The organism is Pseudomonas sp. Au-Pse12, assembly GCF_021341665.1.
Classification (GTDB): Bacteria; Pseudomonadota; Gammaproteobacteria; order Pseudomonadales; family Pseudomonadaceae; genus Aquipseudomonas.
Genome location: NZ_JAJTTH010000005.1, coordinates 105,212 through 119,497, shown reverse-complemented (window position 1 = coordinate 119,497; position 14,286 = coordinate 105,212). Strand labels below are relative to the sequence as shown.

Genomic DNA, 14,286 nt, shown 5'->3' with positions numbered 1-14,286 from the left:
CCTAGAATCCAAGGCTGGAAAGCAAATCGTCTACATCGTCCTGACCGGACATAACGTCTTCCCGTTTATCGGCATGAATCTGCGGACCTTCACCCTTGGCGAGATGTTTTTGCGGATCTTTTTCAGCGAGGATCGATTCACGGTCATGTTCGATGCCTGCGAAACGATCGACTTGACTGGCCATCAAGACCAGTTTGAGCAGATTGCTTTCGACTTCCGTGACCAACTGGGTCACACGCTTGATCACCTGGCCGGTCAGGTCCTGGTAATCCTGCGCCAGCAGAATGTCGTTGAGGTGGCCGGAAACGGTACGGGTTTCCTGTTCGCTGCGCGTCAGGAAACTGTCGACCCGGCGCGCCAGCTCGCGAAACTCTTCAGCACCGACCTCGCGTCGCATGAAGCGACCCCAGTCTGCGCTCAAGGCCTGGGCTTCAGTGCTCAGGCCGTTGACCAGCGGGGTGCTGCTCTCCACCAGGTCCATGGTGCGGTTGGCTGCGGCTTCCGTCAGCCGGACCACATAGGACAGGCGCTCAGTGGCATCCGTGATCTGTGAAACTTCCTCGGCTTGCGGCATGTGCGGGTCAATCTGGAAATTGACGATCGCGCTATGCAACTCGCGGGTGAGCTTGCCCACTTCCTGGTACAGGCCGCGGTCACGGGTCTGATTGAGCTCATGGATCAATTGCACCGCTTCGCCGAACTTGCCCTTTTCCAGGCTCTCGACCAGTTCCAGCGCATGTTTTTTCAGGGTCGACTCAAAGTCGCCCAGTGAAGATTCGTTATGCTCCATAGCTCCCCCGTGGCGGAATGGCTACGCACCTCAACCGATGCGTTCAAAGATCTTTTCGATCTTCTCTTTCAACGCCTGGGCCGTGAATGGTTTGACGACATAGCCGTTTACGCCGGCCTGGGCAGCTTCGATGATCTGCTCGCGCTTGGCTTCCGCGGTCACCATGAGTACCGGCAGGTGCTTGAGTTTTTCATCGGCACGCACGTGGCGCAGCAGGTCGATACCGGTCATGCCCGGCATGTTCCAGTCCGTTACCAGAAAGTCGATGCTCCCGCTGTTGAGTACCGGAATGGCAGTAGTGCCATCGTCGGCCTCGACCGTGTTGGTGAAACCCAGATCACGCAACAGGTTCTTAATGATCCGCCGCATCGTTGAAAAGTCATCAACGATGAGGATTTTCATGTTCTTGTCCAATTCGACCTCCAAGCAGTCTTAAACGCATCCAGCACCTGAACGCGCCATTCAATCAATCCGGCATAACACACAACGACTGCATGGAGCACATACTGCAAGACCGGTGCAGCGCTTGCTTCACCGGCCCTGAACGCAGTGTCCCCACACTGCCTGTCAGCGCGCTCGCCACTCCCCCAAACGCCCCCGCAAACGGGCTGCGCACTGGCTGTGTAACTGGCTGACCCGCGACTCGCTGACCCCCAGGACCTCACCGATTTCCTTGAGGTTCAGCTCTTCGTCGTAGTACAGCGCCAACACCAGTCGCTCGCGCTCCGGCAAATTGGCAATCGCATCCGCCAACGCGGCCTGGAAGCGTTCATCCTCCAGGTCCCGTGACGGCTCGAGATGAGCACTGGCGCCATCCTCATGCAGCCCTTCATGCTCGCCGTCCTGCAACAGATCGTCGAAACTGAACAGGCGGCTGCCCAAGGTGTCGTTCAAAATCCCGTAATAATCGTCGAGACTCAATTGAAGTTCGGCCGCAACTTCGTGATCTTTAGCGTCACGACCGGTTTTAGCTTCAATTGCGCGAATCGCATCACTGACCATGCGCGTATTACGGTGCACCGAACGCGGTGCCCAGTCGCCTTTACGAACCTCGTCGAGCATCGCCCCACGGATACGAATACCCGCGTAGGTTTCGAAACTCGCGCCCTTGCTCGCGTCGTATTTGGTCGACACTTCGAGCAAACCGATCATCCCGGCCTGAATCAGGTCTTCCACCTGAACACTGGCCGGCAACCGCGCCAGCAGGTGATAGGCAATACGCTTGACCAGGGGCGCATAGCGCTCGATCAGTTCGTACTGGCTGTCACGCGCCGACTTCTTGTAGAGGTTGTAGCCACTGGCAGTCATAGCACCGGTCCCGCTGTTTGATGCACTAGCCGCTCGACAAAAAATTCCAGGTGCCCGCGTGGGTTCGCCGGCAACGGCCAGGTATCAACTTTTTGCGCGATGGCCTTGAACGCCAATGCACACTTCGAACGCGGAAAGGCTTCATAGACCGCACGCTGCTTTTGCACGGCCTTGCGTACGCTTTCGTCGTAGGGAACTGCACCGACGTATTGTAAAGCCACGTCCAGAAAGCGATCCGTGACCTTGGTCAATTTTGCAAACAGGTTGCGCCCTTCCTGGGGGCTCTGGGCCATGTTGGCCAGGACCCGGAAACGGTTCATGCCGTAATCGCGGTTGAGCAACTTGATCAGCGCGTAGGCGTCAGTGATCGAAGTCGGTTCGTCGCAGACCACCAGCAGCACTTCCTGGGCCGCGCGGACAAAGCTGACTACCGAGTCACCAATACCCGCAGCGGTGTCGATCACCAGCACATCGAGGTTGTCACCGATGTCGCTGAAGGCCTGGATCAGGCCGGCATGCTGTGCGGGACTCAGGTGCACCATGCTTTGGGTGCCCGAGGCGGCCGGCACGATACGGATGCCACCCGGCCCCTGGAGCAGCACATCGCGCAGCTCGCAGCGCCCCTCGATGACATCGGCCAGGGTACGTTTGGGGGTCAGGCCCAGCAGGACATCGACATTGGCCAATCCCAGGTCGGCATCCAGCAGCAAGACCCGCCGGCCGAGCTCAGCCAGAGCCAGGGACAAGTTCACTGACACATTAGTCTTGCCGACGCCACCTTTGCCGCCGGTCACCGCAATCACCTGTACGGGATGCATGCTGCCCATGTTCTTTCTTTACCTTGTCTTACTTAGACGGGGCCACATAACTGGCTGCGCGTTCACCATTGGAACAATGCATGGCAGACCATCAATGTAGATACACTGCAATCTATTCATGATTACCTCAGCCAACCCGCTTGGACGGGCTGTGGTAAAGGTCAGCGAACATGTCGGCCATGGCTTCCTCACTGGGTTCTTCCTGCATCTGCACGCTCACTGCGCGGCTCACCAGTTGATGCCGGCGAGGCAAGTGCAGGTCGTCAGGAATCCGCGGGCCATCGGTGAGATAGGCAACCGGCAGTTCATGACTGATGGCCAGGCTCAACACCTCGCCAAGACTGGCTGTTTCATCAAGTTTAGTCAGGATGCAGCCCGCCAGACCGCAGCGTTTGTAGCTGTGGTAGGCAGCGGTCAGCACCTGCTTCTGGCTGGTGGTCGCCAGTACCAGATAGTTCTTCGCCCGAATGCCACGACCAGCCAGGCTCTCCAGCTGCATGCGCAACGCCGGGTCGCTGGCCTGCAGGCCGGCGGTGTCGATCAGCACCACGCGCTTGCGCAGCAGCGGGTCCAGGGCCTGAGCCAGGGACTGGCCCGGGTCGACGTGGGTCACCGATACATTGAGGATGCGCCCCAGGGTCTTGAGCTGTTCCTGGGCGCCGATGCGGTAGCTGTCCATGCTCACCAGGGCAATGTTCTGCGCCCCGTACTTGAGCACATAGCGCGCCGCCAGCTTGGCCAGAGTGGTGGTCTTGCCCATGCCGGCAGGGCCGACCATGGCAATCACGCCCCCCTCTTCCAGAGGCTCGACTTCCGGGGTCTGGATCATCCGAGCCAGGTGCGCCAGCAACATGCGCCAGGCCTGACGAGGTTCGTTGATGTCGGTAATCAGCGCCAGCAGATCGCGGGCCAGCGGGCCGGACAAACCGATGCGCTGCAAGCGGCGCCAGAGGTTGGCCTGCTCCGGGCGGCTGCCTTGCAGCTGGCTCCACGCCAGCGAGCCCAGCTGGACTTCCAGCAGTTCGCGCAGGCCGTTGAGTTCGAAGCGCATCGAATCCAGCGCCCGGGTATCGGCTACTGGCGCGACAGGCGCCGGGGCCGGGCGCGGACGCTCGGTCAGGGTGGGTTCGATCAGCGGTTCCGCCGCCGTCAGGGGCAGGCCGGCGAACAACTGGCGATTGGTGATCGAGGTGCTGTCGCCCTCGCCCCGCAGGCTCAGTTCGGCCTGGGCGGTGACAATCCGCGATTGGGTCTTGCGCAGCTCGTCTTCGAGTTCCATGTTCGGAACCCGTGGCGACAAGGCCGACAATTTGTAATCCAGCGCAGCCGTCAGCTCGACACCCCCGGCGATCCGCCGGTTGCCGATGATGGCAGCTTCAGCGCCCAACTCATCACGAACCAGTTTCATGGCCTGACGCATATCGGCGGCGAAAAAACGCTTAACTTGCATAACCCACTACCTCAGCCGTTGGGGCCTACTGTCGCAACGATGGTCACTTGCTTGTTGTCCGGAATTTCCTGGTACGCCAGCACATGCAAACCCGGGACGGCGAGACGGCCGAACCGCGAGAGCATGGCGCGGACCGGACCCGCTACCAACAGAATCACCGGTTGACCTTGCATCTCTTGACGCTGCGCCGCATCGATCAGCGAACGCTGCAGCTTCTCTGCCATGCTTGGCTCGAGCAGAACGCCTTCTTCCTGGCCTTGTCCTGCCTTCTGCAGACTGCTGAGCAAAATTTGTTCCAACCTTGGCTCCAAGGTAATCACAGGCAGCTCAGACTCAGTGCCTACAATGCTTTGGACGATGGCGCGAGACAATCCGACGCGCACCGCTGCAACCAAAGCGGCAGTATCTTGACTCTTGGCGGCATTGTTGGCGATGGCCTCGGCAATGCTGCGGATGTCGCGCACCGGCACCTGTTCGGCCAGCAGCGCCTGCAACACCTTGAGCAACTGCGACAGCGACAGCACGCCTGGCACCAACTCTTCCGCCAGCTTCGGCGAACTCTTGGATAGCACTTGCAGCAGTTGCTGGACTTCTTCGTGACCGATCAGCTCGCTGGAGTGCTTGTACAGAATCTGGTTCAAGTGGGTAGCCACCACGGTACTCGCATCCACCACGGTGTAGCCCAGGGACTGCGCCTGGGGCCGCTGGCTGATCTCGATCCACACCGCCTCCAGGCCGAAGGCCGGGTCCCGGGCGGAGATACCATTGAGCGTGCCGTAGACCTGCCCCGGGTTGATCGCCAGCTCGCGATCCGGATAGATCTCCGCCTCGGCCAGGATCACCCCCATCAGGGTCAGGCGATAGGCGCTCGGCGCCAGGTCCAGGTTGTCGCGGATGTGCACGGTAGGCATGAGAAAGCCCAGGTCCTGGGAGAGCTTCTTGCGCACCCCCTTGATCCGCGCCAGCAGCTGTCCACCCTGGTTGCGATCCACCAGGGGAATCAGCCGGTAACCGACTTCCAGGCCGATCATGTCGATCGGGGTAACGTCATCCCAGCCCAGCTCCTTGGTTTCCAAGGCGCGTGCCGGGGAAGGCAGCAGGTCCTGCTGACGTTGAACTTCTTCCAGGGCCTTGACCTTGACCTGGTTCTGTTTCTTCCAGACCAGGTAAGCCGCGCCGCCCGCCACGGCCGCCAGGCTGAGGAAGGAGAAGTGCGGCATGCCGGGCACCAGCCCCATCACCGCCATCAGGCCAGCAGCCACCGCCAGCGCCTTGGGCGAAGCGAACATCTGCCGATTGATCTGCTTGCCCATCTCCTCGGAACCCGAAGCCCGGGTCACCATGATGGCCGCTGCGGTGGACAGCAGCAGCGAAGGCAATTGCGCCACCAAACCGTCACCGATGGTCAGCAAGGCGTAGACCCTGCCCGCATCGCCAAAGCTCATGTTGTGCTGGAAGATACCGACGGCCATGCCGCCGATCAGGTTGATGAACAGAATCAGCAAACCGGCGATGGCGTCACCGCGAACGAATTTGCTGGCACCGTCCATCGAACCGTAGAACTCGGCCTCCTGGGCCACTTCCAGGCGGCGCAGCTTGGCCTGGTTCTGATCGATCAGGCCGGCGTTCAAGTCAGCGTCGATAGCCATCTGCTTGCCGGGCATGGCGTCCAGGGTGAAGCGCGCGCTCACCTCGGAGATGCGCCCGGCACCCTTGGTCACCACCACGAAGTTGATGATCATGAGGATCGCGAAGACCACGATACCGACCACGTAGTTGCCGCCGATCACCACCTCACCAAAGGCCTGGATCACCTTACCGGCGGCGGCGTGGCCCTCCTGACCGTGAAGCATCACCACCCGCGTCGAGGCGACGTTGAGCGCCAGACGCAGCAAGGTGGCCACCAGCAGGATGGTCGGGAATACCGCGAAATCCAGCGGCCGCAGGGCGTACACGCACACCAGCAGGACCACGATCGACAGGGCGATGTTGAATGTGAAGAACACGTCCAGCAGGAACGCCGGGACCGGCAACATCATCATGGCCAGCATGACCAGCAACAGCACCGGTACCCCCAGGTTGCCTCGACCGAGGTCAGCCAGGTTACTGCGAGCTGTGCTGATTAACTGAGAGCGATCCACCGATTTACCCCGTTCCGTAAAGCAAACTTTTGACGCCTGAAGCGGCACGGGGCTGCTACTGCAAGAAACCTTCCAACTTTGCCGGAGCCCGGGAATCACCCCGCCTACAACCAACAGCGGGAGCCCCCTTGCTGGCGAACGCGATCACCTGGACGCCCTCAGCGGCCAGCGGGCTCCTGCAAGGACAATGATAGCGATTAGCCATTTTACTGGCGCAACGCACGTCACCCTCGGCCCCGCTGCAAACCCGCGCTTTACAGCGGATCGATCGGGCCAGTGGACGACTGCTTGCCAGAGGTGTCGCGCCGCAGATCCGGCGGAATCGGCAGGTCCTTGAGCGGATCCGGACGCTTGCCCTTGCCCGCGCGATGCTGGCGGATCTGGTAGACGTAGGCCAGAACCTGGGCCACCGCCAGATACAACCCGGCAGGAATCTCTTCCTCAAGCTCGGTGGAATAGAAGATCGAACGCGCCAGGGCCGGCGACTCCAGCAGCATGACTTCGTGAGCCACGGCGATCTCGCGAATCTGCAGGGCCAGGAAATCACTGCCCTTGGCCAGCAACACCGGCGCCCCACCCTTTTCCGCGTCGTACTTGAGGGCCACGGCGTAGTGGGTCGGGTTGGTAATGACCACGTCGGCCTCCGGAATGGCCGCCATCATCCGCCGCTGAGACATCTCGCGCTGCAACTGGCGAATCCGCTGCTTGACCTCGGGCCGCCCCTCCTGGTCCTTGTGCTCGTCGCGCACTTCCTGCTTGGTCATCAAGAGTTTCTTGTGCGCCTGGTACAGCTGCACCGGCACATCCACCGCGGCAATCAGGATCAGCCCGCAGGCCATCCACAAGGTGCTCCAGCCCACCACCTGGACACTGTGGATGATCGCCTTCTCCAGCGGCTCATGAGCGATACGCAACAGGTCGTCGATGTCCGCCGAGAGCACCGAGAGCGCCACGAACAGCACCAGGCCGAACTTGGCCAGGGCCTTGAGCAGCTCGATCAGCGCCGTGGGAGAAAACATCCGCTTGAGGCCGTTGGCCGGGTTCATCCGACTGAACTTGGGCGCCAGGCTCTTGCCGGCGAACAGCCAGCCCCCCAGGGAAATCGGACCGATGATCGCCGCCAGCAGCAGCGTCAGCAACACCGGCTGCACCGCCAGAATGGCGATCTTGCCCGAGTGCAGCAGGTACAGCCCCATGGAACCGGGGCTGAGCAGCACTTCCCGGGGCAGGGAGAAATTCAGGCGCATGATTTCCAGCAGATCGAGGGCCAGGCCGCCGCCATAGACCAGCAGGCCACCCGCCCCGGCCAGCATGATGGCCAGGGTATTGAGCTCCTTGGAACGGGCGATCTCGCCCTTTTCCCGGGAGTCCTTTTTGCGTTTCTCCGTGGGTTCTTCTGTCTTGTCCTGGCCGCTCTCGCTCTCTGCCATGGCTTAGCGCGCCTTTGCCAGTTCGCGTAAAAACTGCAAAGCCTCGGAGGCCAGCGGTTGATACTGATTGAGAATGTCAGCCAGGCTGATCCAGACAATGCCCATGCCCAGCACCAGGGTCAGGGGAAAACCGATGGAGAAGATGTTCAACTGCGGCGCGGCGCGGGTCATGACACCAAAGGCGATATTCACCACCAGCAACGCGGTAATCGCCGGCAATACCAGCAACAAGGCCGCCCCCAGCACCCAGCCGAGCTTGCCCGCCAGCTCCCAGTAATGATTGACCATCAGGCCGCCGCCCACCGGCAAGGTGGTAAAGCTCTCGGTCAACACCTCGAACACCACCAGGTGGCCGTTCATGGCCAGGAACAGCAGGCTCACCAGCATGGTGAAGAACTGCCCGATCACCGCCACCGAAACGCCGTTGGTGGGGTCGACCATGGAGGCGAAGCCCATGCCCATCTGGATCGCCACGATCTGCCCGGCGACCACGAAGGCCTGGAAGAACAGCTGCAGGGAAAACCCCAGCACCGCGCCAATCAGGATCTGCTCGGCGATCAGCAACAGGCCGCTGAGATCCAGCGCGTGCACCTCGGGCATGGGCGGCAGCCCTGGCGCTATCACCACGGTGATCGCCAGCGCAAAGTACAAGCGCACCCGCCGCGGCACCAGGGTGGTACCAAAGATCGGCATCACCATCAGCAACGAGGTGACCCGGAACAGCGGCAACATGAAGCTCGCCACCCAGGTACTGATCTGGGTATCGGTCAACGCCAGCAGGGACATCGGCTCAGCCGATCAACTGCGGAATACTGCCGTACAGCTGGCGGATGTATTCCATGAAGGTTTGCACCAGCCAGGGGCCGGCGACAATCAGGGTCACCAGCATCACCAGCAAGCGCGGCAGGAAGCTCAGGGTCTGTTCGTTGATCTGCGTGGCCGCCTGGAACATGGCCACCATCAAACCCACCAGCAGGCTCGGCACCACCAGCACCGCCACCATCATGGTGGTCAGCCAGAGCGCTTCGCGAAACAGGTCTACCGCGACTTCTGGAGTCATTGTCGATCACCCGCAAACAAGGTTTTAAACACCACCAAAACTGCCCGCCAGGGTGCCAATGATCAACGCCCAGCCGTCCACGAGGACGAACAGCATGATCTTGAATGGCAGGGAAATGATCAGGGGCGAGAGCATCATCATGCCCATGGCCATCAGCACACTGGCCACCACCAGATCGATGATCAGGAACGGAATGAAGATCATGAAGCCGATCTGGAACGCGGTCTTGAGCTCGGAGGTGACGAAGGCCGGCACCAGGATGGTCAGCGGCGCCTGGTCGGGGCTGGCGATGTCGGTGCGCTTGGACAGGCGCATGAACAGCTCCAGGTCACTGCTGCGGGTCTGCGCCAGCATGAAGTCCTTGATCGGCACCTGGGCCTTGGCCACGGCATCCTGGGCGGTGAGCTTTTCCGCCAGGTAAGGCTGCAAGGCGTCCTGGTTCACCCGATCGAATACCGGCGCCATGATGAACATGGTGAGGAACAGCGCCATGCCGGTGAGGATCTGGTTCGATGGGGTCTGCTGCAGGCCCAGGGCCTGACGCAGGATCGAGAAGACGATGATGATCCGGGTGAAGCTGGTCATCAGCATGACGAACGCCGGAATGAAGCTCAGCGCGGTCATGATCAGCAGGATCTGCAGGCTGACCGAGTACTCTTGCTGGCCGCTGGCGTTGGTGCCAAGGGTGATCGCCGGGATCGACAACGGGTCCGCGGCCAACGCCAGCGGCGCCGCCAGCATCAGGGCCAACGTCAAGATGATGCGCAACGGCATTACTTCTTATCCTTCTGGTCCTTGCCCAACAGCTCCATCAGGCGCTGGGCGAACTCGGGCGTCGCCTGCTCGGCACTGGGCACCTGCACCGGCTCTTTGAGTACATGCAACGGGGTGATGGTGCCCGGGGTCAGGCCGAGCAGAATCTGCTCGCTGCCCACTTGCACCAGCACCAGGCGATCTCGCGGGCCCAGGGCCCGGGAACCGATCAGTTCAATCACCTGGCCCTTGCCGGCAGGACCGGCCTGCTGCACCCGGCGCAACAGCCAGGCAAGAAAGAAGATCAAGCCGATCACCAGCAGCAAGCCCAGCACCAGTTGGGTCAACTGGCCACTGACACTGCCCGTTGCCGGCGCGGCCGCCACCACCGCGGCGGTGGCCGCCGGCTCCGCAGCCAGGGCGCTCAGGGGCAGCGCGAGCGCCATGCCAAGCAGCTTGCTCACTTAGCGCAGCTTCTTGATGCGTTCGCTGGGGCTGATCACGTCAGTCAGGCGAATACCGAACTTCTCGTTGACCACCACCACCTCGCCGTGGGCGATCAGGGTGCCGTTGACCAGCACGTCCAGCGGTTCGCCGGCCAGGCGGTCGAGCTCGATGACCGAGCCCTGGTTGAGCTGCAGCAGGTTGCGGATGTTGATATCGGTACTGCCCACTTCCATGGAGATCGACACCGGAATATCCAGAATCACATCCAGGTTGGGGCCGTCCAGAGTGACCGGCTCGTGGCTCTTGGGCATGCTGCCGAACTCTTCCATCTGCAAACGCCCGGAACTTGACGCTGCACCCTCATCCGCCGCCAACAGCGCGTCGATATCCGCCTGACCGGCATCACCGGTCTCTTCCAGCGCAGCAGCCCACTCGTCGGCCAGCGCCTGGTCGTCCTGGGAGTTAATTTCGTCAGCCATCATGGGTCCTCGACGGGCAAAAATTCATTGAACAGCAAATAGGTTGAAGCGCCGCTCAACGGCGCTCGATCGGCTCGATCACTTGCAGCGCCAGGTTGCCCTTGTGGGAACCCAACTTGACCTTGAACGACGGCACGCCATTGGCGCGCATGATCATGTCTTCCGGCAGCTCCACCGGGATCACATCGCCCGGCTGCATGTGCAGGATGTCCCGCAGGCGCAACTGGCGACGGGCCACGGTGGCGCTCAGCGGCACGGCCACATCCAGCACGTCCTCGCGCAGGGCCTTGCTCCAGCGCTCGTCCTGGTCATCCAGGTCGGACTGGAAGCCGGCGTCGAGCATTTCGCGGATCGGTTCGATCATCGAATACGGCATGGTCACGTGCAGGTCGCCGCCACCGCCATCGAGCTCGATATGGAAGGTCGATACCACAATGGCTTCGCTGGGGCCGACGATGTTGGCCATGGCCGGGTTCACTTCGGAGTTTATGTACTCGAAGTTGACCGGCATGATCGCCTGCCAGGCTTCCTTCAGGTCGACGAAGGCCTGCTCCAGCACCATGCGCACCACCCGCAACTCGGTGGGGGTGAACTCACGCCCTTCGATCTTGGCGTGGCGGCCGTCGCCACCGAAGAAGTTGTCCACCAGCTTGAACACCAGCTTGGCGTCAAGGATGAACAGCGCCGTGCCGCGCAGCGGCTTGATCTTCACCAGGTTGAGGCTGGTGGGCACGTACAGCGAGTGCACGTACTCGCCGAATTTCATGACCTGCACGCCACCCACCGCCACGTCCGCCGAACGGCGCAGCATGTTGAACATGCTAATACGGGTGTAGCGGGCAAAACGCTCGTTGATCATTTCCAGGGTCGGCATGCGTCCACGGACGATGCGATCCTGACTGGTCAGGTCGTAGCTTTTGACACTGCCGGGCTCGGCAGCGTGTTCGGTCTGTACCAGACCATCGTCGACGCCATGCAGCAGCGCGTCGATCTCATCCTGGGACAGCAGGTCCTGCACGGCCATGTCGTGTTCCTACTGCAGTACGAAGTTAGTAAAGAGCAACTGCTCGACCACCACTTTGCCGACCTCTTTCTGCGCCACTTCCTGGACGCTGGCCGTGGCCTTCTGGCGAAGCATTTCCTGGCCGACCGGGGTCGCCAGGGTGTCGAAATTCTGTCCGGAGAAGAGCATCACCAGGTTGTTGCGAATAACCGGCATGTGCACTTTCAGCGCGTCCAGATCAGCCTGGTTACGCGCCAGCAGGGTAATGCTCACCTGCATGTAGCGCTGCCGACCGTTCTGCGTGTAGTTGGCAACGAAGGCCGGAGCCATGGGCTCGTAGATCGCCGCTGGCTTGACGTTGCTGACGGTTTCCGCTGCCGGCGCGGGCTTGCTCTGGGAGCTGTGCATGAAGTACCAGGTGGCGCCGACCGACAGGCCGATGGCCAGCAACAACGCCAGGACAATCAACAGGATAAGCTTGAGTTTGCTTTTCCCTGCGGTGGGTTTCTCTGCTGCTTCGCTCTTCGCCATGCCAATAATCCGTCACTATTCGGGGGTTCACAGTCGCACGGCAAGGCAAGAGCAAGTGTTATGCCAGATTTGTCAGAAAGACCGGGATGAACAGCGAAGGGCAATGTTGCGAGGGGAAACCTGCGGGGCAACCGATTACCGTTGCACCGCAGGGATCAACGCGGGGACCGGGAGCCGGCCCCGACACGGGTCAAGCGTAGTAGTCGACGGCACTACTACCAATCACGGTCTGTACCGGAGCCTGCACTTCTGCCACGGCCGGAGACGACTCGTCATCGCCAGCGTCCCGGCGCCCACCGCTGGTGCTGGAACCGCTGCGGCGATTCTGTTCCTGTTGCGCCTGCTCCTGGCCCTGCCAGCCACGGGACTGATCGGACACGTTGACATCCACCTGCCCCAGGCCCTGCTGGTTGAACATGTCGCGCATGCGGTGCATCTGCCCTTCCAGGGCTTCGCGAACCCCGGCATGGGCACTCATGAAGGTGACCTGGGTCTGCTGGTCGGGAATCATGTGCACGCGAATGTCCAGGCGCCCGAGCTCGGCCGGTTGCAACTGAATATCCGCCGACTTGAGGTTGGTGCTGGACAGGTACATCACCCGGTTGACCACCTCCTCGGTCCAGCCGCTCTGGTGCATGGCCAGAGGCTGGTTGACCGGGACCGCGTTGGCGGTCTTGGGGGTCGCCGCCTGAGTCAGTGCCGCCAGGCGATTGGCGAAGTCATCCACACGGGTGTCGCTGGAGGCACCCTTGAGATCCTTCAGGCCCTCAGTGATCAGCCCGGTAAAGGCCTTCTCACTACCCTGCTCGGTGCCGCCCTTGCCGGCCTGCTGCTCAAGCATGCCGAGCATGCCATTGGCGAAGTTCTGCACCGAGGCCAACTGCCCCTCGTTGCCGGCACTGCTCGGCGCGGCCTTCGGCTGGGCCTGGCTGGTTGCCGATACGTGGCCACCCTGCTCCATGGCCAGGCGCACTGCCGGCAAGGCATCCAGGGGATCGGCCTCGGGGTCGAACTCCGGCTTGGCGGGCTCGGGGGCTGGCGCGACGATGGCGGCAGCGATTGCCGGCACCGGCACAGCGGGCGCCGCCTCGACCTGAGGCGCTGGCACCGGCACGGGCTCCGGCGTCGCGGGCAGCGCTTCAGCGGGCACCACAGGCGCTGGCGGGGTTAGCTGCACCAGGCTCGGATCGAGCACCGGATCGCTGGGCGGCGGGGTATCGGTTTGCGCGGTATCCGTCGACTTACTGGTATCCGTCGACTTGCTGGTGTCCGTGGACGCCGTTTTGTTGTCGCTGCTCGCCGGCTTGTCGGCAGGCAAGGATTTGCCGCTATCGGCAACCGCTGGCTGCGGCGCGGCAGACGAGTCGTTGCTGACATCCCTCTTCGGGCTGTTGTCGCCAGGCTTGTCGCGCACCGGCTTGGGCGAGTTGTCGGCAACACTCGGGAGCCTGGCTTGCGGCTTGCTCTGGGACTCCTTGGCATACAGCTGCGCAAAGCTGGAAGCCTTGTCCCCAGGCTCGGCAACGCTTGCCAGGGGGCTGGCAGGGGCCGCTTGAGTCTTGGACTTAGCGCTGGCCTGGGCAGTGGCCTGAAAAAGCGAATTAGGGGTAACAGCCATGGGACAGTCTCCGCTGCACGGGGATCATGGGTACAGTTGTGAGACTTGAATGCAAGGGCCGAGCCAGTTTCACCAACCCGCTGATAAAAAATGGCTTCTCAACAGTGAAAGCGCTGCAGTTCCTGCTCGCACAAGCGCCGGACAATAGCGAACTCGCCATCGATCTCACCCACCAGTTGGCGAATGCCATCAGTGGCCGACTGCCCGGCGCGCACCTCCAGCTGGTGACAGAGCTCAGCCAGACGGGTGGCGCCCATGTTACTGCTGCTGCCCTTGAGGCTGTGGGCGGTGGCTACCAGCAAAATCGCATCTTCGGACTTATGCAGCAGGCGCACGCGCTCCTCGGAGTCACAGACGAAGGTATCCAGCAGCACGGGATATTCATCCTCCATGACTTCCTGCAAAGCATTGAGCACCGTGTGGTCCAGATGAATCTCAGCCACTTGTTCACTCCTTGA

16 protein-coding genes are annotated in these 14,286 nt (G+C 61.7%); all 16 read right to left on the bottom strand.

Annotation, left to right across the window (positions count from 1 at the left end):
• Position 1 precedes the first annotated feature (1 nt).
• Positions 2-790: a protein phosphatase CheZ gene (locus LXM55_RS15455; protein ID WP_047284566.1), complete on the bottom strand. Its 789-nt coding sequence runs from the start codon at positions 788-790 to the stop codon at positions 2-4.
• Positions 791-820: 30 nt separating this feature from the next.
• Positions 821-1,192 carry a chemotaxis response regulator CheY gene (locus LXM55_RS15450; protein WP_003183998.1) on the bottom strand — a complete coding sequence of 124 codons (372 nt, stop codon included), beginning with the start codon at positions 1,190-1,192 and terminating at the stop codon, positions 821-823.
• 165 nt (positions 1,193-1,357) lie between these two features.
• The gene (fliA, locus tag LXM55_RS15445; RefSeq protein WP_011060003.1) at positions 1,358-2,098 is read right to left on the bottom strand and encodes an RNA polymerase sigma factor FliA; all 741 of its coding nucleotides are present in this window, start codon (positions 2,096-2,098) and stop codon (positions 1,358-1,360) included.
• Positions 2,095-2,925 carry a flagellar synthesis regulator FleN gene (fleN, locus tag LXM55_RS15440; RefSeq protein WP_016963180.1) on the bottom strand — a complete coding sequence of 277 codons (831 nt, stop codon included), beginning with the start codon at positions 2,923-2,925 and terminating at the stop codon, positions 2,095-2,097. The genes fliA and fleN overlap by 4 nt, the downstream gene beginning before the upstream one ends.
• 118 nt (positions 2,926-3,043) lie before the next feature.
• Positions 3,044-4,366 (bottom strand): flagellar biosynthesis protein FlhF, encoded by a 1,323-nt coding sequence (gene flhF / locus LXM55_RS15435; protein WP_233321181.1) that lies wholly within the window; start codon positions 4,364-4,366, stop codon positions 3,044-3,046.
• A gap of 11 nt (positions 4,367-4,377) precedes the next feature.
• Positions 4,378-6,507 (bottom strand): flagellar biosynthesis protein FlhA, encoded by a 2,130-nt coding sequence (flhA, locus tag LXM55_RS15430; RefSeq protein ID WP_233321180.1) that lies wholly within the window; start codon positions 6,505-6,507, stop codon positions 4,378-4,380.
• 254 nt (positions 6,508-6,761) lie between these two features.
• Positions 6,762-7,937 (bottom strand): flagellar biosynthesis protein FlhB, encoded by a 1,176-nt coding sequence (gene flhB, locus LXM55_RS15425; protein ID WP_233321178.1) that lies wholly within the window; start codon positions 7,935-7,937, stop codon positions 6,762-6,764.
• Between the two features lie 3 nt (positions 7,938-7,940).
• A complete protein-coding gene (fliR, locus tag LXM55_RS15420; protein ID WP_233321177.1) occupies positions 7,941-8,723 on the bottom strand; it encodes a flagellar biosynthetic protein FliR in 783 nt (260 codons plus the stop codon).
• A gap of 4 nt (positions 8,724-8,727) precedes the next feature.
• Positions 8,728-8,997 carry a flagellar biosynthesis protein FliQ gene (gene fliQ, locus LXM55_RS15415; RefSeq protein WP_011059988.1) on the bottom strand — a complete coding sequence of 90 codons (270 nt, stop codon included), beginning with the start codon at positions 8,995-8,997 and terminating at the stop codon, positions 8,728-8,730.
• A gap of 24 nt (positions 8,998-9,021) precedes the next feature.
• Positions 9,022-9,771 (bottom strand): flagellar type III secretion system pore protein FliP, encoded by a 750-nt coding sequence (fliP, locus tag LXM55_RS15410; RefSeq protein WP_011059987.1) that lies wholly within the window; start codon positions 9,769-9,771, stop codon positions 9,022-9,024.
• Positions 9,771-10,196, bottom strand: coding sequence for a flagellar biosynthetic protein FliO (gene fliO / locus LXM55_RS15405; RefSeq protein ID WP_267924448.1), 426 nt, complete (start codon positions 10,194-10,196; stop codon positions 9,771-9,773). Before fliO ends, fliP begins: the two co-directional genes overlap by 1 nt.
• Positions 10,197-10,214: 18 nt before the next feature.
• Entirely contained in the window at positions 10,215-10,676 is a 462-nt protein-coding gene (gene fliN, locus LXM55_RS15400; RefSeq protein WP_233321173.1) for a flagellar motor switch protein FliN, read from the bottom strand.
• 55 nt (positions 10,677-10,731) lie between these two features.
• Positions 10,732-11,700: a flagellar motor switch protein FliM gene (gene fliM, locus LXM55_RS15395; protein ID WP_011059984.1), complete on the bottom strand. Its 969-nt coding sequence runs from the start codon at positions 11,698-11,700 to the stop codon at positions 10,732-10,734.
• A 9-nt stretch (positions 11,701-11,709) separates the two neighbouring features.
• A complete protein-coding gene (gene fliL, locus LXM55_RS15390) occupies positions 11,710-12,210 on the bottom strand; it encodes a flagellar basal body-associated protein FliL (protein WP_233321171.1) in 501 nt (166 codons plus the stop codon).
• Between the two features lie 190 nt (positions 12,211-12,400).
• Entirely contained in the window at positions 12,401-13,828 is a 1,428-nt protein-coding gene (locus tag LXM55_RS15385) for a flagellar hook-length control protein FliK (protein WP_233321169.1), read from the bottom strand.
• A 98-nt stretch (positions 13,829-13,926) separates the two neighbouring features.
• Positions 13,927-14,271: an Hpt domain-containing protein gene (locus LXM55_RS15380; RefSeq protein ID WP_233321167.1), complete on the bottom strand. Its 345-nt coding sequence runs from the start codon at positions 14,269-14,271 to the stop codon at positions 13,927-13,929.
• Positions 14,272-14,286: the final 15 nt, after the last annotated feature.